The following is a 26,064-nucleotide window of genomic DNA, read 5'->3' on the forward strand; positions in this document are numbered from 1 at the left end:
TAATTCCCAACTGCCATCTCCATTATCTGTTAAATCGCCATCACCTTCTGTGTAGGTAACTCCGTTTACTAAGACAGAAATCTCATCAGCAGAATCTAATGTTCCCGTGATTGTTGGTGTGCTGGTGTTTGCTATAAGTTCATCAACTGTTGGAACTGTGGGTGCCACGGTGTCGATAATTAACTCATCTACTGTTGCATCATTAGCAGTATTACCCGCGTCATCAGTTACCATTACTTCAACATCATAAGTGCCATCAGGAATTTCATTTCCTACTGGAATAACTAATTCCCAACTGCCATCTCCATTATCTGTTAAATCGCCATCACCTTCTGTGTAGGTAACTCCGTTTACTAAGACAGAAATCTCATCTACAGAATCTAATGTTCCCGTGATTGTTGGTGTACTGGTGTTTGCTATAAGTTCATCAACTGTTGGAACTGTTGGTGCTACAGTGTCGATAATTAACTCATCTACTGTTGCATCATTAGCAGTATTACCCGCGTCATCAGTTACCGTTACTTCAACATCATACGTACCATCTGGAATTTCATTTCCTACCGGAATAACTAATTCCCAAGTGCCATCTCCATTGTCAACTAAATCTCCATCTCCTTCTGTGTAGGTAACAGTATTTACAGTAACAGATATCTCATCAGCAGAATCTAAAGTTCCCGTGATTGTTGGTGTGCTGGTGTTTGCTATAAGTTCATCAACTGTTGGAACTGTAGGTGCAACGGTGTCGATTGTTAATTCATCAACTGTCGTGTCATTAGCAGTATTGCCTGCAGCATCAGTTACTGTTACTTCAACATCATACGTACCATCTGGAATTTCATTTCCTACTGGAATGACTAATTCCCAAGTGCCGTCTCCATTATCTTTCAAATTACCATCACCTTCTGTATAAGTAACTGTATTTACTGTAACAGAAATCTCATCAGCAGAATCCAATGTTCCGGTGATTTTTGGTGTGCTGGTGTTTGACGCAAGTTCATCAACTGTTGGAACTGTGGGTGCTACGGTATCGATAATTAACTCGTCTACTGTTGCATCATTAGCTGTATTACCTGCAGTATCGGTTACCGTTACCTCTACATCATAAGTACCATCTGGAATTTCATTTCCTACTGGAATAACTAAAGTCCACGTGCCATCGCCATTGTCAACTAAATCTCCATCTCCTTCTGTATAAGTAACAGTATTTACTATTACTGAAATCTCATCAGCAGAATCTAATGTTCCCGTGATTGTTGGTGTGCTAGTGTTTGTTATAAGTTCATCAACTGTTGGAACTGTTGGTGCTACAGTGTCTATGATAAGTTCGTCCACTGTTGCGTCATTAGCAGTATTACCCGCAGCATCGGTTACCGTTACCTCTACATCATAAGTACCATCTGGAATTTCATTTCCTACTGGAATAACTAAAGTCCACGTGCTATCGCCATTATCTGTTAAATCACCATCACCTTCTGTATAAGTAACAGTATTTACTAAGACAGAAATCTCATCTACAGAATCTAAAGTACCGGTGATTGTTGGTGTGCTGGTGTTTGCTACAAGTTCATCAACGGTAGGAACTGTAGGTGCCACGGTGTCGATAATTAACTCGTCTACTGTTGCATCACTGGCAGTATTGCCTGCAGTATCAGTTACCGTTACCTCTACATCATAAATACCATCAGGAATCTCATTTCCTACCGGAATAACTAATTCCCAGGTGCCGTCTCCATTATCAACTAAATCTCCATCGCCTTCTGTGTAGGTAACTCCGTTTACTAAGACAGAAATCTCATCTACAGAATCTAAAGTACCCGTGATTACTGGGGTACTGGTGTTAGCCGCAAGTTCATCAACTGTAGGAACTGTAGGTGCAATGGTATCGATAATTAACTCATCTACTGTTGCATCACTGGCAGTATTTCCTGCAGTATCAGTTACTGTTACCTCTACATCATAAGTACCATCTGGAATTTCATTTCCTACTGGAATAACTAATTCCCAAGTGCCATCTCCATTGTCAACTAAATCTCCATCTCCTTCTGTGTAGGTAACAGTATTTACAGTAACAGATATCTCATCTGCAGAATTTAAGGTACCCGTGATAGTTGGAGTATTTGTATTAGCTACAAGTTCATCAACGGTAGGAACTGTAGGTGCTACGGTATCGATAATTAACTCATCTACAGTTGCATCACTGGCAGTATTACCCGCAGCATCAGTTACTGTTACTACAACATCATACGTACCATCTGAAATTTCATTTCCTACTGGAATAACTAAAGTCCACGTGCCATCGCCATTATTTGTTAAATCACCATCACCTTCTGTATAAGTAACAGTATTTACTGTAACAGAAATCTCATCAGCAGAATCTAATGTTCCGGTGATTGTTGGTGTGCTGGTGTTTGACACAAGTTCATCAACTGTTGGAACTGTTGGTGCTACGGTATCGATAATTAACTCGTCTACTGTTGCATCATTAGCAGTATTACCCGCAGTATCAGTTACCGTTACCTCTACATCATAAGTGCCATCAGGAATCTCATTTCCTACTGGAATGACTAATTCCCAGGTGCCGTCTCCATTGTCAACTAAATCTCCATCTCCTTCTGTATAAGTAACTCCATTTACAATCACTGAAATATCGTCAGCAGAATCCAAGGCACCCGTGATAGTTGGAGTAGCTGTATTTGCTACAAGAGGATCTACCGTTGGAGCGGTTGGCGCTACAGTGTCGATTGTTAATTCATCAACTGTCGTGTCATTAGCAGTATTGCCTGCAGCATCGGTTACTGTTACTTCAACATCATACGTACCATCTGGAATTTCATTTCCTACCGGAATAACTAATTCCCAAGTGCCATCTCCATTGTCAACTAAATCTCCATCTCCTTCTGTGTAGGTAACAGTATTTACAGTAACAGATATCTCATCAGCAGAATCTAATGTTCCGGTGATTGTTGGTGTGCTGGTGTTTGCTATAAGTTCATCAACTGTTGGAACTGTTGGTGCTACAGTGTCTATGATAAGTTCGTCCACTGTTGCGTCATTAGCAGTATTACCCGCAGCATCGGTTACTGTTACTTCAACATCATACGTACCATCTGGAATTTCATTTCCTACTGGAATAACTAAAGTCCACGTGCCATCGCCATTATCTGTTAAATCACCATCACCTTCTGTATAAGTAACAGAATTTACTATTACTGAAATCTCATCAGTAGAATCCAAGGTTCCTGTGATTGTTGGTGTACTAGTGTTTGCTATAAGTTCATCAACTGTTGGAACTGTGGGTGCTACAGTGTCGATGGTAAGTTCATTTATAGTTGCATCTGTAGCTGTTCCACCTATGCCAACTACGGTTGCTTTAACATCATATATACCATCAGTTAAAGCTGCAGGTATTACTAGCGTCCAAGTATTATCGGTATTATCGGTAAGATTCCCATCTCCTTCGGTATAAATTACACCATCTACTGTAACGGTAAGGACATCATCGCTATCCGCAGTTCCAGTTATTGTTGGCGTTGTATTACTAGTTACTTGCGGTACTACTGTTGGCGTTGTAGGAATGGTATTATCGATAATCAACTCATTAAGCGTAATATCGCTCGAGCTATTTCCTGCTAAATCAACAGCTGTAACTGTAACATCATATATACCATTTGCTAATTCATTTCCTACAGGTATAATTAGTGTCCAAGTCCCATTAGCATTGTCTACTAAATTACCATCTCCTTCTAAATAAGTAATTGAATTTACACGAACTTCAATTAAATCAACTGAATCTGCAGTACCCATAATTGTAGGTGTAGTGTCACTAGTTATTTGTGGAAAGACCGTAGGAATGGTAGGATCTATGGTATCAATGATTAGTTCATTTGTAGTATCATCACTAGCTGTGTTTCCTGCAGCATCTGTAACAGTCGCCACCACATTGTAGGTTCCATCAAGAATTTCATTTCCTGAAGGAATAATTAATGTCCAGGTACCGTCTCCATTATCTGTTAAATCACCATCTCCTTCTAAATACGTAACTGTATTTACTGTGACAGAAATCTCATCAACAGAATCCAGAGTTCCTGTAATTGTTGGCGTGGTATTATTTGTAATTTGAGATTCAACGGTAGGTTTTGTTGGTGCTACAACATCTAGTAGATAGGTAATACTGGTTGAAACTGTTGTTTGACATAGCAGTTCTGTAGCCGTAACCTCAGCTTCAATCGTTAAATCTGTATCACCAATAAGCTGATTCCCGGGAACATTAACTGTAAAAGTTAATCCTGCAAGAACTGTTGTATCATACTCAAAAGTATTTACAGTAACTGTTACAGGATCTCCCACTTGCGCATCTCCTCCTACAGTACCAGTTACAGCAACTGGTCCTAAAGACTCCGATTTATTAATAATTCCATCACCGGTTATTGGATCTAATGCAATTGTAGGTTGTGGCCCTGTATTTAAGGTTATTTCTACGACCTTTAGATCACCAGGTGCATTCTCACAGCCGGTAACCGCATCCACAAGACTTATATAGATTTGCGTAGGGGTATTTGCTCCCGTCAAACCTTTAATTTCTAATTCACCTTCGGCATTTATTTCATACGTTAGATCTCCATCAACCAGACCATTAGTTATTTCTACACTTCCGTTTGAATCTAAGTAATACTTAAAATTTCCTTCTAAAGTAGTTGTGGGTATAATATTTAAAATTTCAGGAATACATATAGGAAGATCTAGTCCTAATACTGTGATATCTCCCGACTCTGGCAATGGATTAACAGAAACTTCGACAGGAATTCTACCCGACTCCTCTGCGCAGCTTGGAAGATATGAAGCCACATAAAATGTGGTATCTTCAGTTAAAGCATCAGTTGTAAACGCGTCACCACTATTAACCGTGGCCAGTAAATTACCACCACTTACGCTATCATACCATCTCAATTGTGCTCCAGCTGTATTTGTAGTTGCTGTTAATGAAGCGCTTTCTCCTACACATACTTCAGCATTTAATGATGCACTATCTAAAATAGGAATCCCCGAAGTTATTGCAACATCAAAAAGGTCTATGCGCTGAAAAAGACTGGCGTTTACTAACGATTGATAACGTACTACTATACGATCTGCCGGACCAGCCACATCAAAAGGAACTTGTACAATAGCATTACTTTGTAATAGCCCTAGAAGATCTAAGTTTAAAAGAGATGTTAGATTTGAAGAACTTACTAATTGTGTGCCGTTGTATGCTACTAATTCGATATTGTTTGCCAGACCAACTGCTAGCAGCGTTGGATCTACTCTCAAGCTTACTTTAAAATCCTCATCAGGTTGTGATGGTGTCTCAAAATAAATATTTTGCTCGACTGAACCGGCTACTGCCAATAACCCTAAACTTATCTGTGAAAAAGTAGTTGGATCTGAATCAATTGCATTTTCCGGATTTGTAACTCCGGCTCCAGCTAATCTTAAGGCGTCTAGCGTAATACCGTTTGAACGAAATGAAGTAAATGCCGGCTCATTACAAATTGCATTTCCTGATGCAGTGAAAGCACCTGAAACATATGCATCCCGTGTGGTTCCTAATCCTAACAGCCCATTTCCTGTAGAATTTGTAATACGAATGCTTGAATAAGTTTGATTCGGTTTAAGTGCTATAAAAAAATCACCGTTAGCATCAATTACAACGCGTACCCTATTTGTATTAAATGTATTTGGCTGCCGTGTGTCTGCCGTCAATACTGTAGTGTTTCCGTTTTTTGCCTCTATAACTAGACGTTGTCCACCAAGCACAATATCTAATACATCACCTACTAAGCCGCCAAGGGTTCCACCTAATAGTACATCTATAATTTGATCTTCGGCTTCTATTTTTACATAGGTTACAGCTTCGGCGGGAATGGGGCTATCATATCCTAACTCAAGAACTCCTATCGTAGGAGGATTTAGAACTACACCCAATGCAGTAATTCCTGAGTAGGCGCGAATACGTGCTTCTGTATTTAAATTACCATCTATTGCAAACGGTACAGATGTCACAAATTGACTATCTAATTCATTGGTCGCAAATGTTCTTGTTTGAGAAAATACTGACAAAATGGGAACTGAAAATAAGATCAAGAAAAATAACAGATTGATTTTTATTTTCTGAAATGTAGAGTTCTGCATAATAGTTAGGTTTAAAAATGAGAGTTAAACGAAAGTGATTCACTTAAAAAATTGACAATAAGAACTTAGATCGAAAATGCATATAGCATTCAATCAATAGTCTAGGGGATTTTTTTGAAATTTGGAGAAGGACTTAAATAACTCTAGAATGCACTAGAATTCTGACACTAGCTTTGAGAATTGTAATTTTGGAATCATAAATGAGAGTTTAATAGTTCTATATTAAAATTACATAAACACTCCTTTAAAGACATATTTAATCGATGTAATGCACATATTTAAATGTTATTACTTAAAAATAGCAATATTTTACAAGTGTAAATTAATTACTATAACAACTTTTAAGTATGAATATCGGACACAAAACACAATTTTACTGAGAAATTTTTATAATATATGTATATAATACAATAATTATATAACTCAAAAAAAGTGTAAGCGCTTCTTCTGAAGTTTAATTTTTGTAAGAATTTATTTGTAGGAATTATTTGTTAAAGGTTACTTGAAGAGAATTAACCTTTAGAATCATCGGTCGATGAAATACTCTTTTTGGGTCTTATAATGAGACGTAAATCTTGGTTTTTGGTTAAATATTCAGTAGACCAATTGTAAAAGGTACGTACCCGGTTGCGATAGTCAATTAATGCAAATAGATGAACAAATAGCCAAGCTCCCCAAGCGATAAATCCGTTAAGATGTAATCGTGGACTAGGCACATCTGCCACGGCTTTATTGCTTCCTATAATAGCCATTGATCCACGGTCTTTATAAATAAATGGAATCTGAAGCTTATTAGAATTTTGTCTTTTTAAATTTTTTGCTAGTAATACACCTTGTTGCATAGCTACTTGGGCTAACTGAGGATGCCCTTCAGGAAAACTCGGGTCTGCATAACAAATCGATGAATCTCCTATTGCGTATATCGCTTCCTGACCCGTAATTCTGTTATAAGCATCAACCATTATACGGTTACCGCGTTTATAAACCTCATCGGGTATACCTTGAAATTTATAACCAGTTACACCTGTCGCCCATATAAGATTTTTGCTATAAATATGCGATCCATCTTTCATCATTACTTTCTCACCATCAAAATCTACAACACGAGTATTTAATAAGATCTCAACCCCCATATCCTGCAGCTTTTTATACGTGTATTCCTGACTTTTCTTACTCATAGGTGAAAGCAGTTCTCCTCCCCCATTTACAAGATAAATTTTTGATCCCGATCCTATAAGTTCGGGAAATTCTTTACGGATGGTATTATTGCGTAATTCGGCAAAGATTCCCGAAATTTCAACTCCGGTAGGCCCACCTCCTGCGATAACCATATTAAGGTACGGTAATCGCTCTGACTTATCATTTATTCTGGTAGCCTGCTCCAGACGTTGGAGTAACAAATTACGCATTTCTAAAGCATCCTCCAGTGTTTTCATAGGGATGGCATAACGCTGACATTGATCTAAGCCAAAAAAGTTGGTTTGGGTTCCTGTTGCCATCACCAGATAATCATAAGATAATTTACCAGTATCTAATACTATTTGTTTTAATTCTGGTTTTACTTCAAGCAACTCCCCCATTCTAAATCTAAAGTTTTGCTTTCCTCTAAAAAGATTCCGAAAAGGAAATGTTATACTGGAAGGATCTAAAAAGCCGGTTGATACTTGATATAAGAGTGGTGGGAAAAAATTGTAGTTGTTTTTATCTACGAGAGTAACCTCAAAGTCTGAAGATTTAATTAAATATTTCACAAGATTAATTCCTGCAAATCCTCCTCCTATTACTACTACTCGTTTACTCATATCTTATAAATAATTCTGAAAATTAAAAGTTTTAAGGCAGAACGATATCGTATTTATGTCAAAATTAGGGTTGAATTTAGTTATGTATTCAAAATAACTGGTTAAGGACCTAGGAGGTAATTACATATACGCTACGGATATCTCAAAATACCTTATACATAAGTTAGAATAGCATATTAATTTGATACTAAATTGATAAATTTTCGACCTCATAAAGAGGTAATTTATTGTAATTTGCAATCATTAACTTAATAATCAGCCCTTTTAAGACAACCACCATACATTATGGAAAGACACACTACACTAGGTGAATTTATTATTCAGAATCAAAAAGATTTTCCATATGCAAAGGGAGAACTTAGCTCTCTTTTAAGTGCTATTCGTTTAGCCGGAAAAATGGTAAATCAGGAAATTAACAAAGCGGGACTTGCCGAAATTCGAGGTAAAGCCGGTCAAGAAAATGTACAGGGAGAATCACAAGCAAAACTAGATGTTCTTGCAAATGATATGTTTATAAGTACTCTCAAAGATCGTGGTGAAATTTGCGGATTAGCATCAGAAGAGTTGGAAGATTTTTTAGTCTTTAATGAAGAAAAGCACAAAAATGCAAATTATGTAGTTCTAATTGATCCACTAGACGGTTCTTCTAATATCGATGTAGATATCACTGTGGGAACAATCTTCAGCATATACAGACGTATAAGCCCGGTAGGAACTCCGGTAACCCTAGAAGATTTTCTTCAACCGGGAATTAACCAGGTTGCTGCGGGTTATCTTATCTATGGGACATCGACTATGCTGGTTTATACTACAGGTAATGGCACCCACGGATTTACTTTTGATCCTGGGATAGGTTCATTTTTCTTATCACATCCTCATATGAAACATTCTGAATCTGGACGCATTTATTCTATCAACGAGGGTAATTACGTACACTTTCCGCAGGGAATTAAAAAATTCATACGATGGACGCAAGAGTTAAATGAAGAAGAAAACAGACCTTTTACATCAAGATATATTGGTTCTTTAGTGGCAGACTTTCACAGAAATATGCTACTTGGTGGAGTTTATTTATATCCTACCGGAACAACTTCTCCTAAAGGAAAACTGAGACTTTTATATGAATGTAACCCGATGGCTTTCTTAGCAGAACAAGCCGGCGGAAAAGCTTCAGATGGATACGGCCGTGTTATGGAACGCATCCCGACAGAGCTTCATGAGCGCGCTCCTTTCTACTGTGGTTGTAAAACTGAAGTTGAAAAAATAGAGTGGTTTCTTAACGAAGAAAAAACCAATTAAATGAAAATCCGGAGTAGCTTACTACTCCGGATTTTTTTTATAAAATATAAACCCACCATTACGTTATCGGATAATTTCCGTTAATGTGGATATTTTCCTTCTTTAGCATTTCAGAATATCTTAATTTTGAGTTATGGAAGAAGCGAAGTTTGCCATCATAGATGTTGAAACTACAGGTGGCGGAATAAAGGATAATAAAATTACGGAGATTTGTATCATTGTTCTGCAAAACGGTGAAGAGGTTAATCGTTTTGTAAGCTTAATTAATCCACAGCGTGATATTCCCTATTATATAGAGAAACTAACAGGAATTAATGATGCGATGGTTGCCCATGCTCCTCGATTTGAAGAAGTAGCATCAGCGATAAATGAAGTCACTCGTGATTGTATTTTTGTTGCGCACAATGTGGGTTTTGACTATAATGTTGTTCGCTCTGAATTTGAATCTGCAGGGATAGACTTTAATCGTAAACGACTGTGCACCGTCCGCTTATCTAAAAAATTGATTCCGGGATTATTTTCTTACAGCCTCGGAAATCTTTGTACTTCTATAAACATTCCCCATCGCGACAGACACCGCGCCCAAGGAGATACGGAAGCAACCGTACTATTGTTTAAACGTTGTTTAGAACTTGATCCGGATTATGATGTGATTTCGGGGTTTTTAAATAGAAATTCTAAAGAATCTTATTTACCGCCTCATTTTAAATCTTCAGATTTTGAAAATTTACCTACAACTGCAGGTGTGTATTTCTTCAAAGATAAAAAGGGCACTCCGCTGTATATTGGCAAAGCTATCAACATTCAGAAAAGAGTATTATCGCATTTTAGAGAGAAAAGCAATCGTAAATATGCATTGTTACAAGATACCCATACTATAGATTATGAACGTACTGGCAGTGAACTTCTTGCTCTTCTCAGGGAAGCCGAACTCATTTTAAAATATTATCCAAAATTTAATAAAGCACAAAAAAATCCTGCAAAACCATATAAGCTTACCTCCTATTTAAATAAAAAAGGAATACATCAATTTGCACTTCATAAAAATAAAATAGCTCCGGTAAGTTGGATGCAATTCTACACGCGTGAAGAAGCTATATTTTTTTTAGAATCAATTTGCGAGACTTATAATTTATGTCCTAAATACTGCAGCTTACAGCAAAATAATGGAGAATGCAATCATTATAAAATCAAAGACTGTAGCGGTTTTTGCAAAGAAGAAATAGACCCTGTTACATACAACAAAAGAGTCGCCGAAGCTTTTGAATTTATTAGTACCTATGATGACTCCTGTCTCATTCTTACTGAAGGAAGAACCACAGAGGAGAAATCTTTTATTTATCTGAAACAAGGCAAATATGCCGGTTACGGTTTTATAGAATCTACTGAAAATATAACCAAGGTTGAAGATTTTACAAACCAATTAATTCCTCAAAAGAGTTCAGCTTATGCAGATCGTATTATAAGTAGGTATTTAACGATGTCAGCAAATATTGAAAAAATACAATTACAAAAAGAAGCTGTTTTTGAGTATGACATTTTTGAGCGCTGGGTTTCTTAGTTTTCATCAAATAGCTTCTGGTCTTCTTGCATATCGAGACGCGATCGTACTTATGATCATAATTTGTGATGCGTGAAATAACATAAGTGGCAACAGTATAATTCCTAAAGTTGCCATATTGCCAAAGAGTATTTTAGAGAAAACAGTACCGTGCACCAGTGATTTTTTGGTACCACAAAATTGAGCCGTTATTTGATCTTCGGTATTAAACCCTAAAAGCTTACTCCCATAACTTGTAATTAGAAAAACACACACAAATAATACAATAACACCTAACAATAAAAGACTTAGATCTATAACAGAAACCGTACTGAATAAATTCTCAGAAAACGATTCTGCAAAACTCTTGTAAATTATAAGCAAGATAATTCCCTTATCAAATAGGGTTAGTTTAGAGCTGTGTTTTTGAACAAAATCGCTTAAATTTCTTTGCAATAACATCCCAAAAACTACTGGTAAAATTATCTGAATGATAAGTTTTACATATATATCTGTAAAATTGAAATCACTCTGAGCAGGATCTACAAAAAGTCCCATCCACAAGGGTGTAAGAAGTATACCTATAAGTCCCGAAATACTCGCATTAAATATTGCCGAAGGAATATTTCCTTTTGCTATTGACACCATTACCACAGACGAACTCACAGTAGATGGCAGCGCTGCCAAGAAAAAGAATGCAAGCCATATTATTTCTTGAGATTCAGTAGCTATTAATGGCTTAGTAAGCAAAACTAAAAAAGGGAATATTACAAATGTTGAAGCCTGTATAAGTACGTGAAGCTTCCAGTTGCTTAAACCTTCTTTTAATTTTGACGGACTCAACTTTACGCCATAAAAAAAGAAAATTAATGAAACTCCAATTGTAGTAATTAGATTGATAGGTATCAAGTCCTCTTGAACTCCCCAATCTGGAAAGAGATATGAAACCACTAATACTGCAATAATTGAAAGAACAAATTTATCAGGTTTTATCGCCATATTCATATTTAAAAATTAACTCGCTATTCATCGATCAAAGTTATATCAGAAGTTTTGAAAATATATTGGAGGCGATCATCTATATAGTAAGAATGTAATAATTATAAATTTTTATTGATGTGACAAAAAAACATCAGAAAATGCATAACTTTTCATTCCAAAAACTAAAATATTCAGAATAATGAAAGAAAACTCCAAAACAGCCTCTACACCCAGAAGAGATTTTATCAAAAAAGCATCGTTGGCATCTATAGGAATATCTATTGTTCCGCGTCACGTGCTAGGTGGTGTAGGATTTACGGCTCCCAGTGATAAACTATTGATTGCAGGAATAGGTGTAGGCGGTAAAGGAGAAAGTGATATTAAAAGTTTTGCAGATTCTGGCAAAGCAGACATCGCTTTCTTATGTGATGTTGATGATCGTAGAGCTGCAAATTCAAGAGCTCGTTTTCCTAAAGCTAAATATTATAAAGACTGGCGAGAACTACTTGATAAAGAAGAGAAGAATTTTGATGCGGTTTCCATTGCAACTCCAGACCATAATCACGCAGCTCCTGCAATAGCTGCTATGAAATCTGGTAAGCATATTTATCTACAAAAACCGCTTACTCACGATATTTATGAAGCGCGACAATTAACCAAAGCTGCTGAAAAATATAAAGTAGTTACGCAAATGGGAAATCAGGGCGCTTCTAATGATGGTACGCGTATTATGAGCGAATGGTTTGATGCAGGACTTATAGGTGATATTCAAGAAGTTTATTGTTGGACAGATCGTCCTGTATGGCCTCAGGGGATCCCGTGGCCTAAAACAGCTGCTCCTGTTCCCAGCGAATTAGATTGGGACTTGTGGTTAGGTACGGCTCCATACAAAGATTATGTAGGAGGATTGGTTCCTTTTAACTGGCGAGGCTGGTGGGATTATGGCACAGGTGCTTTAGGAGATATGGGATGTCATCTTGTAGAGGTTCCTATTCGTGTATTAAATCTTAAATATCCTAAAGATGTTCAATGTAGCGTAGGAAGTGTATATGTAGATGAGTTTAAGCGTGGTTACTTCCCAGAAGCTTGCCCTCCATCTAGTCATGTCACTATGACTTTTGCACAAACAGATAAAACAAAAGGCGATGTAAAATTACATTGGATGGATGGTGGAATACAACCGGCACGTCCTGAAGAACTGGGTCCCAATGAAGTTTTTGGAGATGGAGGAAATGGTGTGTTGTTTATAGGTACAAAAAGTAAAATGATGTGTGGTACCTATTCTGAAAACCCACGTCTCATCCCTACTTCAAAAACAGATCAAGTTCAGGTTGCTGAGAAGTACGAGCGAGTTCCAGGAGGTGCTAACGGTCATTATGCGCAATGGGTAGAAGCTTCACTTGCCGGCTACGGAAAGAAAGAAGTGAGCTCGCCATTTAGCGTAGCAGGTCCTTTGACTGAAACATTACTTATAGCCAATTTAGCCATACGCGGTTTTGATGTGCGTAAAGAACGTAGCGATGGACGATTTGATTATCCAGGCCGCTACATTGAAATGCTTTGGGATTCTGAAGCTATGCGTGTTACTAATTTTGAGGAAGCAAACCAATTTGTAAAACGTAATTATCGCGAAGGCTACACATTATAAATAGTAATAACTGTAACGCAATGCAACACCCTATTATGAATAGAAAACTTCGCCTTTTAATGTATTTGTTTCTTATTACTTTTGGTTCTTTATTTAGAGCAAATGCTCAGGATTGGGCAAATCTTAATAAGTATACTGAAGCCAATAAAATGATAGATAGTACTAGTAACCTTCAGAAGAGGGTAGTCTTTATGGGGAATTCAATTACGGAGGGTTGGGTTACAAATGATCCTGATTTTTTCACTAAAAACAATATTGTAGGACGTGGAATTAGTGGTCAAACAACACCACAAATGCTATTAAGATTTAGGCAGGATGTAATTGATTTAAATCCACAGGTAGTTGTTATATTGGCCGGCACAAATGATATTGCCGGAAACACAGGACCTATGACTGAAGCACAGATTGTGGGTAATATAATTTCGATGGCAGAATTAGCTGAAGCCAATTCTATAAAAGTTATTATAGCTTCGATTTTACCTGCTGCAAAATATCCCTGGAAACCCGAAGTGAAATCAATAGAGCCCATTAAAAGAATCAATAACCAACTTCAAGCATATGCTGAACGTAAAGAGTTTATATATCTCGATTATTATTCCGCAATGGTTAATGCATCTTTCGGTATTAAAGATCCGCTTTCTTATGATGGTGTTCACCCTACGCTAGCAGGCTATAAGGTTATGGAACCATTGGCGCTAAAAGCTATTGAATCTGCTTTAAAAAAGTAGCTATTTCAGAACTTTACATAACTTAAAAAGCCGAATACCAGTTTGAATATTGATATTCGGCTTTTCATATGGATTATCATCAAATTATGCCGCACCACTTTGAGGGGCCCAATGTGAACAAAGCATTTCTGGAGCTGCCTTTAAAGGATTTGCACAAGTAGGGCCATGAAATCTTGTACATGTAGTACAATTAGGATCATTTTTTAAAGCCTGCATCATAGTAAAACTATCACAGGTATAATTTGCATTTACTTGTACCCCGTGAATTTTACATTGATTTGTTGCCAAAAGATTCTCACAATTCGAACAACTATTACCGAGTCTGATTGCCATCTTATTACACTTTTTGAGTTAATTATCTTGAATTTACGAATTAGATGATGGAGAATCAGTATAAATAACTAAATATCAGTAGTTTATATTTAGACCTTTTAAAATTAAACCTCGCGTTTCCTCTAATAATTCGTAAATGAGGCCTTAAAATCTAGATAAATTCGATTAAAATATCACAATACGAGGCGCACAAAATTGATTGTTAAATTAATTTTAATGAGTAGAAAATGTATAGTTTAACTTCTAATATATAGTACTTTTAGCCCCCCCTAAAACTTAAAGAATTGATACCCAAAGATATTGTACGCATTCAGAAATTGGCAGACTTAGATCTGGACTACGAGGCTTTGCGCAATGAATTTGGTCCGCTTAGCACCTTAGCGGCAAAAGTTGCAGGCACCGAACTTTCTGAGGTTAATTTAATCGATAACTATACGCAGTGGACAGTTGCAAGTTCGTGTAACGAATTTTCTCAAATGAATCGTGAAGATTCTATTTGCAATATCACGATTCAAGAAGATACTGACTTTAAGTCCAGAGTCGATTTAGATCCGCGGTTCAATCAGTCATCATTTGTCACAAAAGAGGGATACAAATTCTATTATGGTATTCCGCTTAAACTTAATGATAATATCGCAGTAGGAACACTTTGTGTAGGTAGTAAACATATCGAAGACCTGTCTGAAGCACAGATTCAGCAGCTACATATAATTGCTAAACAAATTGTAAAACAACTCGAATTAAAATACGAATTACAAAAGGCAAAGCAATCTATCTATGATGAAAAACTTATTAAACTAAGACTCGCCCACGATATTAGAAGTCCGTTGAGCGGTATATCTCAACTTGTCGAACACATAGATTATGAGAATTTATCAAAAACTGAAATCAAGGAAATCGTCGATTCGATTTCATCCGCTGCTGCAGGTATTCTCCAATTAACCAGCGATATCTTAAAAGATGACAATTTTGGTTCTACACATGTAGACGAAGCTACATTTACAGTTGAATCTTTAGGTAAAAAGTTAACTGATTTATATGCACCGCAGGCAAAATCAAAAGGAATTTCTCTTTCAATAAATGCGGAGTCTAATCCTTTAAAGTTTCCTAAGCGAAACTTATTGCCTCTAGTGGGCAATCTAATTGCAAATGCGATAAAGTTTACTCAATCACAAGAACAAGTTGAAGTAGCGCTTAATATAACAAACTCAGAACAAAGAAAAATCCTTTCTATTACTGTAGCAGATTCAGGAATTGGAATGACACAATCACAGGTTAATTCTATTTTAAATACCCAATCTGTACATAAAAATGGCACCTCTGGTGAATTAGGTTATGGAATGGGACTATTGTTTGTAAAAGAACTAGTAGCAAACTTAGAAGGAATAATGTCGATTGAAAGCGAGAAAAATAATGGAACAAAAATTCAAATTCAGATTCCTATTGTTGAGTAGGACCTAAGTTTGAAAAAATAAAAAGCCCTTAGAATTAAATTCTAAGGGCTTTTTATTAATGATGTATTTAAAACTATTTAGAAGCTATTTTTAAAGCGCTCCCATAAACTAGGTTGTGTTTGTCCATATGCATAACCATATTTATTACCATAACCGAAGTTTGCATTTTTCACATCATTTATTACAAAACTTACATCGTGTAATTTACCCTCATTTGTCGAATCTACGGCAAATTGTAACAAACGTTTCTCGGTGTAACCTGCTCGCGTAACATATAAAATTAGATCTGCGTGCTTGCTAATTAAAAATGTGTCGGTAACGAGCATTGACGGTGCAGTATCTACAATTACATAATCAAATTTCGCCTGAAGTTCCTTTAACATTGTTCCAAATTTGCTCTGTCTTAATAATTCAGATGGATTAGGAGGAATACTACCTGATAAAAATAATTTAAGATTATCATGAAATTTAGAATCGTGTACCAAATCTTTGAGATCGTGATCATTATTCACTAAATAATCACTTACACCTAAAAGACTTTTAGAACCCGTATCGTAACGCTGTAATTGCGGGTTACGTAAATCTGCACCAATTAACACAACCTTTTTACCGGTATTAGCTAATGTCATAGCGAGGTTGATTGAGGTAAAGGTTTTCCCTTCTCCTTTTACAGTTGAGGTAGTATAGATACAATACCCTTTATCCTCATTTTTTGCATTAACTAATAAATATTGCAAATTAGTTGTAAGTATTCTGAAAGACTCCGCTAAAACAGAACGGTCATTTTCTACAATAAGATCAGACTCTCCTTTTGCGATGCTAGGTAGCTCTCCAACAATAGGTATAGATTTAGTGATTTTCTCAATATCCTCTCTACGCTCAATTTTATTATTAAGTAAACGCTTAATATAAATTACCAGAAAAGGTATTGCCAAACCTAGCAATATAGCAGCAGCTAAAACAATTTTAGGTTTTGGAGATAGGGGTATGTTTAAAGAATAGGCACTATCTACAATTTTTGCTTTAGGTGCTGTTGCAGCTAACGATAAAGAATTCTCTTCCCGTTTTTGTAGCAAAAATATATATAATGCTTCTTTGATATTTTGTTGTCTTGAGATATCTCTAAATTGACGCTCTTTAGCAGGAACCTTAGAAATTTCAGAACCTATTAAACGAGATTGTCTGTTTAAATCATTCTCAGCAATTCGTAAGTTAGATAAGGTTTGTTCAAGCCCGTTTATAATATTAGCCTTAAGCTGATTAATCTGAGAATTTAAACGGGTAACGGTAGGGTTCAACTCCGTAGCACCGGCTAAGATACGGTTGCGTTCTAAAACCAATTGGTTATAGTTGGCAATTTGTGTGTTTACAGATTCGCTCTCTAATCCTACATTAGCGGGTAACAGCCCACTGTTGTCGGAATCATTTTTAAGAAAACTCAGCATCGATCGCGATATAGACAGTTGTGTTTGCAATTCCTGCTCGCGCTTTCGATACTCACTCGCATTTTCAATAATAAGAGAGGCTTCGGCTTCGATGTTGGTAAGGCTGTTGTCTTCTTTAAATTCTTCAAGCCCTACCTCTACCGTGTCGAGTTCGCCACTAATTATTTTCAAACGCTCGTCAATAAAACGCGCGGTACTTACCGCCACTTCATTTTTATCTTCAATGGCCTCTTTATTGTATTCAAAAATTAATTGATCTAAAATATTTTGAGCCTTTTCTTTAACCGTACTTCCTAAGCTGAACTCCAGAAGTGTGGCATTATCATCTATTAAATTAATTTGTACAGCTTGTCGGTATTTATCGGCTACGTCAGCAACTTTTTTAACCTTTACCAATACCCGGTTTTTTGCAGAGACCTCTTCTCCATTCCCATTAAAACGATTATCCTTAAACATAAACGTACCAAATGGTAAATTGACCAGTTCCCCAATTTTTACCAATTGGGAGTTCCCGGTTTCCACAAAGGTTAAGGTCAGGGTTCCTTGTTCTTTAGGTTCTACCGTAAACACATTTAACGCTGCGCTGGCGGCTTTACTAAGTAAAGCTTCATCTAAGGTGATAACTTCAACGAGAAAGGGTGTATTTAAATACAACTCATCTTCCTTAACACCCTCTAAATCATAATACTCTACATTCGCTTTAAGCGCCTGTATTGTACTAATCATCAAACGACGGGATTTTAGAAGTCCTATTTCATTTTCTATACTATTGGTGCTCATACCTCCCAGGAGACCCAAATCGGCAAATCCGGCAGCATCACCTAACCCACCACCTTTGCTTTCTTCATCTTTGATGATGACACTGGCTACGGTCTGGTAAACAGGCACACTCAATTTTAAATAAACAAAGGCAATAATTAAAGCGGTAAGCACGCCTAAAATAAACCATGGCCAGTAGCGTAAATACTTATCAAGTTCTTCTCTAATATTGATTTCTTCATTCAGATCATTCATACGTGTATTCAAGTTTAATCTTTTATCTTACAAATAAAACCACTAGAGATATCAACACGGAAGCAACTGATATAAATAACCCACTATTCGGGTTTAAACTTCCTGCCTGTCGTTGAGAATCATTGAGCTCTACGTATAACACATCATTTTGTTTTAAATAATAATATTCCGAATCAATAATGCTGTTATCGGTAAGGTCTAAGTAGGCTTTGGTAACTTTATCATTTTCCTCACGCATTACCAGAACATTATCACGACGTCCAAAGATCTGCATATCCCCGGCTAAACCTAAGGCTTTGGGTATGGTTAAATATTCATTTGTAATCGTATAGGTACCAGGATTCCGTACGGCTCCCAATACCGAAACCTGAAAGTTAGAGAGTTTTACATTGACAATAGGTTTGGTTACATAGGCAGTAATCATTGTTTTCAATTTCTCCGCCAGAGCAACACGGGTTAGACCTCGTACATAAATAGTACCCAATACCGGAAACTCAATATTCCCGTTCTGATCTACCAAATAGGTTTGTAACTGAGAGCCGCCCCCTATGTTGACGGACCCTCCAGATATTCTGCTAGAACCTGTTATTGGGGGATTGAAAGGAAGTGCGGCTTCTTGCTCAATTGCACTCACCGTAATGGTCAATTCATCATTAGGCTGTATCGTAAGAAATGATTTTGAAGGCTGCTCCATGGTTATCGTCGCGGGTATATGCAATTCTTTAGACTCGTAAAAGTAGGTAGTATCTTTACGAGATACGCAGGAGCTAAAGAATAACAACAGTCCAACTATATAAAAACTAAAAATTGAAATACGTTTCATAGGTAAATTTTGCTCAAAAATAGTATTATCTTTTTAAGAAGAAACATTTAATTTAGGTTAGTAAGCTTTCTCCTCGCCCTGAATGGCGTTTAGCACTGTTTTGATAATTATTTTAATATCCAACCGCAGCGACCATTTTTCAACATAAAAGATATCGAGTCGCGTACGGTTGACAATATCAGCCTGTTGTACGATTTCACCCCGGTATCCACGTACCTGTGCCAAACCGGTTATTCCGGGTTTGACAAAATGCCGAACCAAATACTTATCTACAGAGCTTTGATACAGCTCGGTATGCAATTCCATATGGGGTCGTGGCCCTACTACGCTCATATCACCCAGCAGTACATTATAAAACTGCGGTAACTCATCAATACTGGTGCGGCGCAAAATACGCCCCAGCTTGCTCACCCGTTTATCGTTTTTGGTCATCATAGTTTTGTCGGCATCGGCTGTAGTGGTCATCGATCTAAATTTATAACACCAGAATACCTTGCGATCTACCCCATGCCGCTTTTGCTTAAAAAACAGGGGTTCATGAGAATCAAAACGCTGCAAGATAAAAATTAGAGGACTCAACCACGACAAAATGCAAACGATTACTAATAATGAAAAGATCACATCAAAAGTACGCTTAGACCAGTGCGCCCATAGCGTGTCTAGAGGCAATTCCCGCATATTTAAAACGGGTACAGATCTATACATCTCAATCGTCATCGCCCGGGTAAATATTTCTTTATTATCAGGAATGATTTTCAGCTTTTTCATATTGTTATCTGCAAAAGCCATCAGGTTGAGCAGTTCTGCCTGTGACAAGCGGGAAACAGTACAAAAGATCTGATCGATATTGTAGTTCAATACATACTGAAAACACTCTTCTATTTTACCCAAATACGTAGGGCTTTTTGAATGTTGATTGTCAAAATAGCCTTTATAGCGATACCCCAAATCGCCTTCATCAAAAACACTACGCAATTTTTTTAAATTCCGGTCCCGACCGATCACCACGACATTGACCTGATTCCCCCCCATCTCGCGATAGCTACTACGCGCCCAAAAAAACGAAATCCGATAGACCAAAAGGCACGCGTAAATAACACCTAAGGCAAAGGATGGATTCCCAGATGCTGTGATACCCGCTCTTCTAAAGCCAAACCAGGCAAAAAACGCCAACCCAAAAACGATTAACAACTGTACAAATCGGTGGAAGTTTTCCCAAAAACGTTCCTTACGCGCAGTAGGATAGAAATTAAGCCAGTAGGCGCTCAATATCCAGGAAAAATTGAAGTACACAATTGCCCAAAAATTCAGATAGGTTTCGGGTACAAAAAATCCGAGAATTCCATTGATAAGAACTAAATGGATAACAATAGATATCGGAATGGTATATTTTGAGAAGCGCACGAACTACAGGTTTAGGTAGGAGTATTAAAAATACGAGGTGCCAGATATTGCGGGATTTTACGCGCAATTTTGAATGCTAAGGTAAATACACCCCACAGGCCATAGCGCCTGATGATGTGTAAATCTTCTGCAGATTTCTTTTTCTGAAGTGCAGCGGTCGTACTTTTTCCTCCCAAACGCATTTGGACCAACCATCGGTCTAAAAAATAAAACTGAATATCGGGATTTTTAAACCAGCGTAAACTCAGCTCATAATCCCCAGCAATGCGATACCCTTCTTCATACATTCCATACGTTTCAAATACAGCCGCTGTAGCATACATGGTGGTATGTAAGGGTACCCAGCCGTAATTCAGCAAAGCTTTTCTAAAGGGAGCACTTTTATACACCCGCTTGATCTGAGAAGGATCTTCCCGGTTTACAAACATCCCGTTCCCGTAAACCACATCGGCATGGGTCGCTTCAAAAGCGGCTGCCACCTCGCCTAATGTGGAAGAATTAGGATAAAAATCATCGGAATGTAAAATACCGATGATATCTCCCGTAGCTGCACGTATTCCCTTATTTAAGGCATTGTACAGCCCGGTATCGGGTTCCGAAATATAATAACCTAGATTATTTTGGTATTTTTCAATAAGTTGCTGCGTTCCGTCTGTAGAACCACCATCAATTACTACATGCTCTATATTGGGATAGTCCTGACTTAAAACCGCTTGTAAACAGGATTCGATCGTATTTTTATTGTTATAGACTATGGTAATTACCGAAATTTTTAGCATAACGTATTATAGAAGTGTTTCAAAATACCTGATGGTTTTAGACAAACCGGTTTTTAAATCTGTTTGAGCCTTCCAACCCTCTAATTGAGAAAACGCTAACGAAACATCGGGCTGCCTTTGCTTAGGATCATCCTGAGGTAAGGGCATAAATCGGATTTGAGAGGCAGACCCCGTTAAACTCAAAATTGTTTCCGCCAGTTCAAGCATCGTAAATTCTTGGGCATTTCCTAAATTAACAGGACCAGAAACGGCTGATCCCGTATTCATCAGGCGGGTTAGACCTTCAATCAAATCACCTACATATTGAAACGACCGGGTTTGTGTACCGTCACCAAATATGGTAATATCTTCGCCCTTCAACGCCTGTACGATAAAATTAGAGACCACGCGCCCATCCTGAGGATGCATATGAGGCCCATACGTATTAAAAATACGTGCGATTTTAATGGCTACATGGTTCTGGCGGTGATAATCTACAAATAAGGTTTCGGCACAACGTTTCCCCTCATCATAGCACGACCGCGGACCTATAGGATTTACATTACCCCAGTAGCTTTCGGGTTGTGGGTGTACGATGGGATCGCCATATACTTCAGAGGTACTGGCCTGTAAAATTTTGGCTTTTACCCGTTTGGCAAGCCCCAGCATATTGATGGCTCCCATAACCGAAGTCTTCATGGTTTTAATAGGATTATACTGGTAATGTACGGGGCTGGCGGGACAGGCTAAATTGTAAATCTCATCCACCTCGGCATAATAGGGTTCGGTGACATCATGCCGCACCAACTCAAAATAGGGGTTGTCAAGCAAATGAATAATAGTTGATTTGCTACCGGTAAAATAATTATCTAAACAGATCACTTCGTGCCCCTCCTTTAAGAGACGTTCACATAAATGCGAACCAATAAATCCGGCGCCTCCGGTAATTAAAATACGTTTCAATATAACTTAATTTTTCGTTCACGAATAGCCTTTGCCGGATTTCCTTGATAAATCATATTTTCCTCAAATATACCAGAGCCAACAGAACCTGCTGTTAATATTGAATTTTTTTTTAAATAAGAATTTGGGCCTAAAAAAACACTTGCTCCAACCCAAGAGCCATCTTCTAAACTAATAGGTCCATTGCGATAACGAAATGATACATCGCTATAATCGTGATTTCCACCGCATAAAAAAGCACGTTGACTAATACAAACATTATTCCCTATAGTAATAAATTCAAAATTTAATATAAACACTTCCTCTCCAATCCAAACATAATTACCAATTTGTAATTTCCACGGCATATGAATGTTTACTCGAGGCTTAACTACAACGCCTTTTCCAATTTCTGCGCCAAAAAGCCGCAGTAAAATACATTTAAATTGATTAGGATAAGGCAATGCGCTCAAAAAGAACAGAATCTTGGTAAGATACCATAGAATTTCTTTTGATTTTGAGGCACCGCGGTCCAAGCCATGGGTAGAAGTAAATTTATCTAGTCTAATGCGATTCATTCTAATCCACAGTATGTTTCTTGGTTAAAAATTTAATGAGATTTTTTGGAAGAGTACTAAATGTTTTAAAGGAATAAAATTTGTACAATTTTATAGCTCTTATTGGATCAATAAACAAATAAACTAAATGCGCGTGATTCTGTTTTTTTAAATAATTTCTTATTGTCTTTTTAATAGCACTTTCCGAATATCCATAGTTAGATGAATCGAGCAGTATTTGAATATAATACCTAAATTTTAGTCTTGAAACTTTTCGCAAGCTAGCATAACTTGCATTTCCCGGATTAAAGATTATATATTTTTTACTGGTGACATAAACGTTCCCTAAAGAACAGCTATAAAGTGAAAATATTAAAGGTGCTGCTAGATTATGAAATAAATTATGACCTCTCAATATTAATATATTTTCAGGTCTATAAACACAAGCAGTTATAAATAAAAGCGAACCGTAGTTTTCTTCAAATAAATTTAAACCTATATTTTTATTATCTTTAAAAAACCCATTTATTCTATGGGCTGATTTATCAAATACCGTATAGTTCAACAAAAGAAAATTTAAATCTGGATTTCTATTTAGAATTTCAAGTACAAATTTGAAAATACCTTCTTTTAAGTGATCATCATCACTAACAAACCACAAAAAGTCAGTTTTACAATCTTTTGCAACAACATGGAGATTACCGACCAATCCCAAATTCTCAGTATTAACCCGATAATCTAAAAAATTATATTTCTGCTGATATGACTTTACTATTTCAAAAGTATTATCATCAGAACAGTTATCACTAATGACAAACTTAATGCTTTTAAGAAGTGTTGGATAGCACTCAACCTCTTTACCTATAAAATCCAAAGTACGATTTAAATACTTGGAGCGATTATAAGTTGGTATACACACTGTCAACTTACTTGTTGAATGATTGTTATTCACTTTGAATTACGCTTTTAATAATGGAAATTTGTCTCTCAGGATTAAAATAATTATCAATTTGAGCATAACAGGAATTACGTATAATCTCTTCTTTCCCATTACTCAAACTCAACCACTTTTCTATCTTGCTAGCAAGATCAGTACTATTTTGATATTTAAAGAACATTCCTGTTAGACCTTCTTTTATTGCTTCAAATTCTGGCATTTGATTTGGAAAGTTATCATGGGTAATAACTGGACAACCATAAGTCATTGCGTGAATAGCAGTCAAACCCACATTACCAGGGGAGACACAAACGTCCGCAAGTTTATATAAACTAGCAAGTACAGATTCTTCATAACAAGCTCCAAAAAAATGACAATTATCTTCCAAATTTAATTCTGTGACCAATTTTTTTAAACCTTTGCATTCGGGTCCATCACCAATTATAAGAGAATTGACAATAATTCCTCTTTTTACTAGTATTTCTTGTGCCTCTAAAAGTAAATCAATGTTTTTAATTTTTGTTAAACGCCCTGTAAAGATTATAACAGGTGCTTTATCCTTAAAATTAATGTCTTCTATTGATGTGGATGGAGCTGAGTCTCTAAATTGAATTTGATTAAAGTAATCTAAAGAATTATAAATAACGTGTAATTTGTTAGCCTTCAAACCTTCTTCGATCATTAAGTCTCTAGCATAATTACCATAAAGCAAAACCCCAGTTGATAATCTAAAAAAGACTTTTTTTAAAATTTTCTTTACAAGATTCTCACGGCCATACCATCCATGACACCACAAATATGTCTTCTTTCCTGTTATATAATTAATTATTAGCATTACCCAAACGGAAATTATAAATGGGTCTCCAGTTAAAATATAAGATTCATAAGGAGCAAAAGATTTTCTAATAGATTTTTTTAAGATTATAAAATTACCAATGACTTTAATTGTCTCTAATTTCTTTGGATTGCCTTCGAATAAATTATAGTCTATGGGCTTGATCTTTCCTTCCTCGACATCCCCAAAATAAAAGTCGCATCCTAATTCCTGTTCCATTATCAGAAATATAGCTTCTCTATAATGAGGAGGATAATTGAAAATACAACATACTTTGTTTTCCATCTAAATTTTAAAAATTCGTTATTACAGTTTTTGAAGAATGGTAATTCAAGAAAAAAAGTGGAAGGCACGACCAAAAATAACTAATCGTGAAAATACCACCAGAGGTCATTGTTGTAATGAACAAAAGAAAACATAGAATAGATATTAAAACATTAAAATCGTTTTCTCTTGAAAAATTAAACTTTATATGCTTATAAATACTGTAAAATAAAAACAGGATTGGGATTAAACCAATTATCCCGGTCGCCATCAAAACTTCTAAAAAAAAATTATGAGGATAAAAATTATCGAATTTATTTAAATAAGAGTCTCCAATAAAAGGAGAATCCTGGAATTGATTCCAAGCACTTTCCCATTCAAAATCTCGGGCTTCTTTCTTATCCATTTTACGATTATCAATAGACTCGGTAATTCTAATAAATGTTTTTGTTTGAATTAAATTGTCATAATACAGTGTAACAAGTGCTATAAATCCCAAAAAAGCAAATATGATAAAAAAGAAAATTTTATGAATTTTATATTTGTTCTTTTTAATATAATAAAAAATAACAAAAACACTACAAATTAAAAGATTTAGAACGGGTCCTCGTGAACCTGCAATTAATACTGCGATAAGACCAAAACCAAATGTCATTACATAATGCCACTTGTAACGCAAGATCAAAATATTGAATAAACTCGATACTGCTAAAGCAGAACCATATATACCTATTAAGATAGAGTTTATTACAAACTCCCCTTCTGTAGCATCAGTAGTCCCTGACAATTGTATACGTGTATTAAATTGACCAAAAATAGCAAACCCATATTGAATGCCTATCAATAAGAGTAACAGAGTTACTGTTATAGTCAATACGAGATGAATTTTTGATTTTAATTTCTTTACATCTATTTCTCTTAGATATAAAGAAATAGCCAATATTGGTAACAGACCATTAGCTATAGTCATAGCGAAGACAAAATAATCGGGTCGAGAGGAAAAAGAAATATTTTTAAAAATTATATCAATACTCAACCTTATTATATAAATAACAAAAAAGATTACCGTTGCTATTAACCAGCTTTTTGGTCTCCGGAAAGAATTAAGTTTTAATATAAATAATAACATAAA

General features: G+C 36.4%; 18 protein-coding genes. 5 read left to right on the forward strand and 13 right to left on the reverse strand.

Annotated elements, in window-relative coordinates:
• Window positions 1–6,168 (reverse strand): Ig-like domain-containing protein (locus DSM00_RS14635; RefSeq protein ID WP_128758726.1); only part of this gene is annotated, 6,168 nt, incomplete at its 3' end.
• Between the two features lie 512 nt (window positions 6,169–6,680).
• Window positions 6,681–7,970 (reverse strand): NAD(P)/FAD-dependent oxidoreductase, encoded by a 1,290-nt coding sequence (locus DSM00_RS14640; RefSeq protein WP_128758727.1) that lies wholly within the window; start codon window positions 7,968–7,970, stop codon window positions 6,681–6,683.
• A gap of 285 nt (window positions 7,971–8,255) precedes the next feature.
• Here DSM00_RS14640 and fbp point away from each other — a divergent pair, with 285 nt between their 5' ends.
• Window positions 8,256–9,269: a class 1 fructose-bisphosphatase gene (fbp, locus tag DSM00_RS14645; RefSeq protein ID WP_128758728.1), complete on the forward strand. Its 1,014-nt coding sequence runs from the start codon at window positions 8,256–8,258 to the stop codon at window positions 9,267–9,269.
• A gap of 133 nt (window positions 9,270–9,402) precedes the next feature.
• The gene (locus DSM00_RS14650; protein ID WP_128758729.1) at window positions 9,403–10,830 is read left to right on the forward strand and encodes an exonuclease domain-containing protein; all 1,428 of its coding nucleotides are present in this window, start codon (window positions 9,403–9,405) and stop codon (window positions 10,828–10,830) included.
• Window positions 10,831–10,836: 6 nt separating this feature from the next.
• Here the strand turns inward: DSM00_RS14650 and DSM00_RS14655 are convergent, their stop codons facing one another.
• Window positions 10,837–11,808 carry a bile acid:sodium symporter family protein gene (locus DSM00_RS14655; RefSeq protein ID WP_128758730.1) on the reverse strand — a complete coding sequence of 324 codons (972 nt, stop codon included), beginning with the start codon at window positions 11,806–11,808 and terminating at the stop codon, window positions 10,837–10,839.
• A gap of 181 nt (window positions 11,809–11,989) precedes the next feature.
• On the opposite strand from DSM00_RS14655, the gene DSM00_RS14660 reads away from it, so the two are divergent.
• Together DSM00_RS14660 and DSM00_RS14665 are read left to right on the forward strand one after the other, a co-directional pair.
• Window positions 11,990–13,438 (forward strand): Gfo/Idh/MocA family protein, encoded by a 1,449-nt coding sequence (locus DSM00_RS14660; RefSeq protein ID WP_128758731.1) that lies wholly within the window; start codon window positions 11,990–11,992, stop codon window positions 13,436–13,438.
• A 35-nt stretch (window positions 13,439–13,473) separates the two neighbouring features.
• Window positions 13,474–14,166 (forward strand): SGNH/GDSL hydrolase family protein, encoded by a 693-nt coding sequence (locus tag DSM00_RS14665; RefSeq protein ID WP_128758732.1) that lies wholly within the window; start codon window positions 13,474–13,476, stop codon window positions 14,164–14,166.
• 84 nt (window positions 14,167–14,250) lie between these two features.
• Here DSM00_RS14665 and DSM00_RS14670 read toward each other — a convergent pair whose 3' ends face one another.
• Window positions 14,251–14,499, reverse strand: a complete 249-nt coding sequence (locus DSM00_RS14670) for a hypothetical protein (protein WP_128758733.1) — start codon at window positions 14,497–14,499, stop codon at window positions 14,251–14,253.
• A 284-nt stretch (window positions 14,500–14,783) separates the two neighbouring features.
• Between DSM00_RS14670 and DSM00_RS14675 the strand changes: the two genes are divergently transcribed.
• A complete protein-coding gene (locus DSM00_RS14675) occupies window positions 14,784–15,953 on the forward strand; it encodes a GAF domain-containing sensor histidine kinase (RefSeq protein WP_128758734.1) in 1,170 nt (389 codons plus the stop codon).
• Window positions 15,954–16,030: 77 nt separating this feature from the next.
• On the opposite strand, the gene DSM00_RS14680 is transcribed toward DSM00_RS14675, so the two are convergent.
• The 9 genes from DSM00_RS14680 to DSM00_RS14720 are packed head-to-tail and all read right to left on the reverse strand — an operon-like array spanning window position 16,031 to window position 25,902.
• Window positions 16,031–18,412: a GumC family protein gene (locus DSM00_RS14680; protein ID WP_128758735.1), complete on the reverse strand. Its 2,382-nt coding sequence runs from the start codon at window positions 18,410–18,412 to the stop codon at window positions 16,031–16,033.
• A gap of 22 nt (window positions 18,413–18,434) precedes the next feature.
• On the reverse strand, window positions 18,435–19,235 hold the full coding sequence (locus DSM00_RS14685) for a polysaccharide biosynthesis/export family protein (RefSeq protein WP_128758736.1): 801 nt from the start codon (window positions 19,233–19,235) through the stop codon (window positions 18,435–18,437).
• A gap of 57 nt (window positions 19,236–19,292) precedes the next feature.
• Window positions 19,293–20,639, reverse strand: a complete 1,347-nt coding sequence (locus tag DSM00_RS14690) for an exopolysaccharide biosynthesis polyprenyl glycosylphosphotransferase (RefSeq protein WP_128758737.1) — start codon at window positions 20,637–20,639, stop codon at window positions 19,293–19,295.
• Window positions 20,640–20,650: 11 nt separating this feature from the next.
• Window positions 20,651–21,418, reverse strand: coding sequence for a glycosyltransferase family 2 protein (locus tag DSM00_RS14695; RefSeq protein ID WP_128758738.1), 768 nt, complete (start codon window positions 21,416–21,418; stop codon window positions 20,651–20,653).
• A gap of 6 nt (window positions 21,419–21,424) precedes the next feature.
• A complete protein-coding gene (locus tag DSM00_RS14700; protein WP_128758739.1) occupies window positions 21,425–22,360 on the reverse strand; it encodes a UDP-glucuronic acid decarboxylase family protein in 936 nt (311 codons plus the stop codon).
• Window positions 22,357–22,917 carry a WcaF family extracellular polysaccharide biosynthesis acetyltransferase gene (locus tag DSM00_RS14705; protein ID WP_128758740.1) on the reverse strand — a complete coding sequence of 187 codons (561 nt, stop codon included), beginning with the start codon at window positions 22,915–22,917 and terminating at the stop codon, window positions 22,357–22,359. The genes DSM00_RS14700 and DSM00_RS14705 overlap by 4 nt, the downstream gene beginning before the upstream one ends.
• Window position 22,918: 1 nt before the next feature.
• The gene (locus tag DSM00_RS14710) at window positions 22,919–23,848 is read right to left on the reverse strand and encodes a glycosyltransferase family A protein (protein WP_128758741.1); all 930 of its coding nucleotides are present in this window, start codon (window positions 23,846–23,848) and stop codon (window positions 22,919–22,921) included.
• Window positions 23,841–24,953 (reverse strand): glycosyltransferase, encoded by a 1,113-nt coding sequence (locus DSM00_RS14715; RefSeq protein WP_128758742.1) that lies wholly within the window; start codon window positions 24,951–24,953, stop codon window positions 23,841–23,843. Before DSM00_RS14715 ends, DSM00_RS14710 begins: the two co-directional genes overlap by 8 nt.
• Window positions 24,954–24,960: 7 nt before the next feature.
• Window positions 24,961–25,902, reverse strand: a complete 942-nt coding sequence (locus DSM00_RS14720) for an O-antigen ligase family protein (RefSeq protein WP_164916354.1) — start codon at window positions 25,900–25,902, stop codon at window positions 24,961–24,963.
• Window positions 25,903–26,064 lie beyond the last annotated feature (162 nt).

It is taken from the genome of Leeuwenhoekiella aequorea, from assembly GCF_004104375.1.
In the GTDB taxonomy this organism is placed as follows: domain Bacteria; phylum Bacteroidota; class Bacteroidia; order Flavobacteriales; family Flavobacteriaceae; genus Leeuwenhoekiella; species Leeuwenhoekiella aequorea.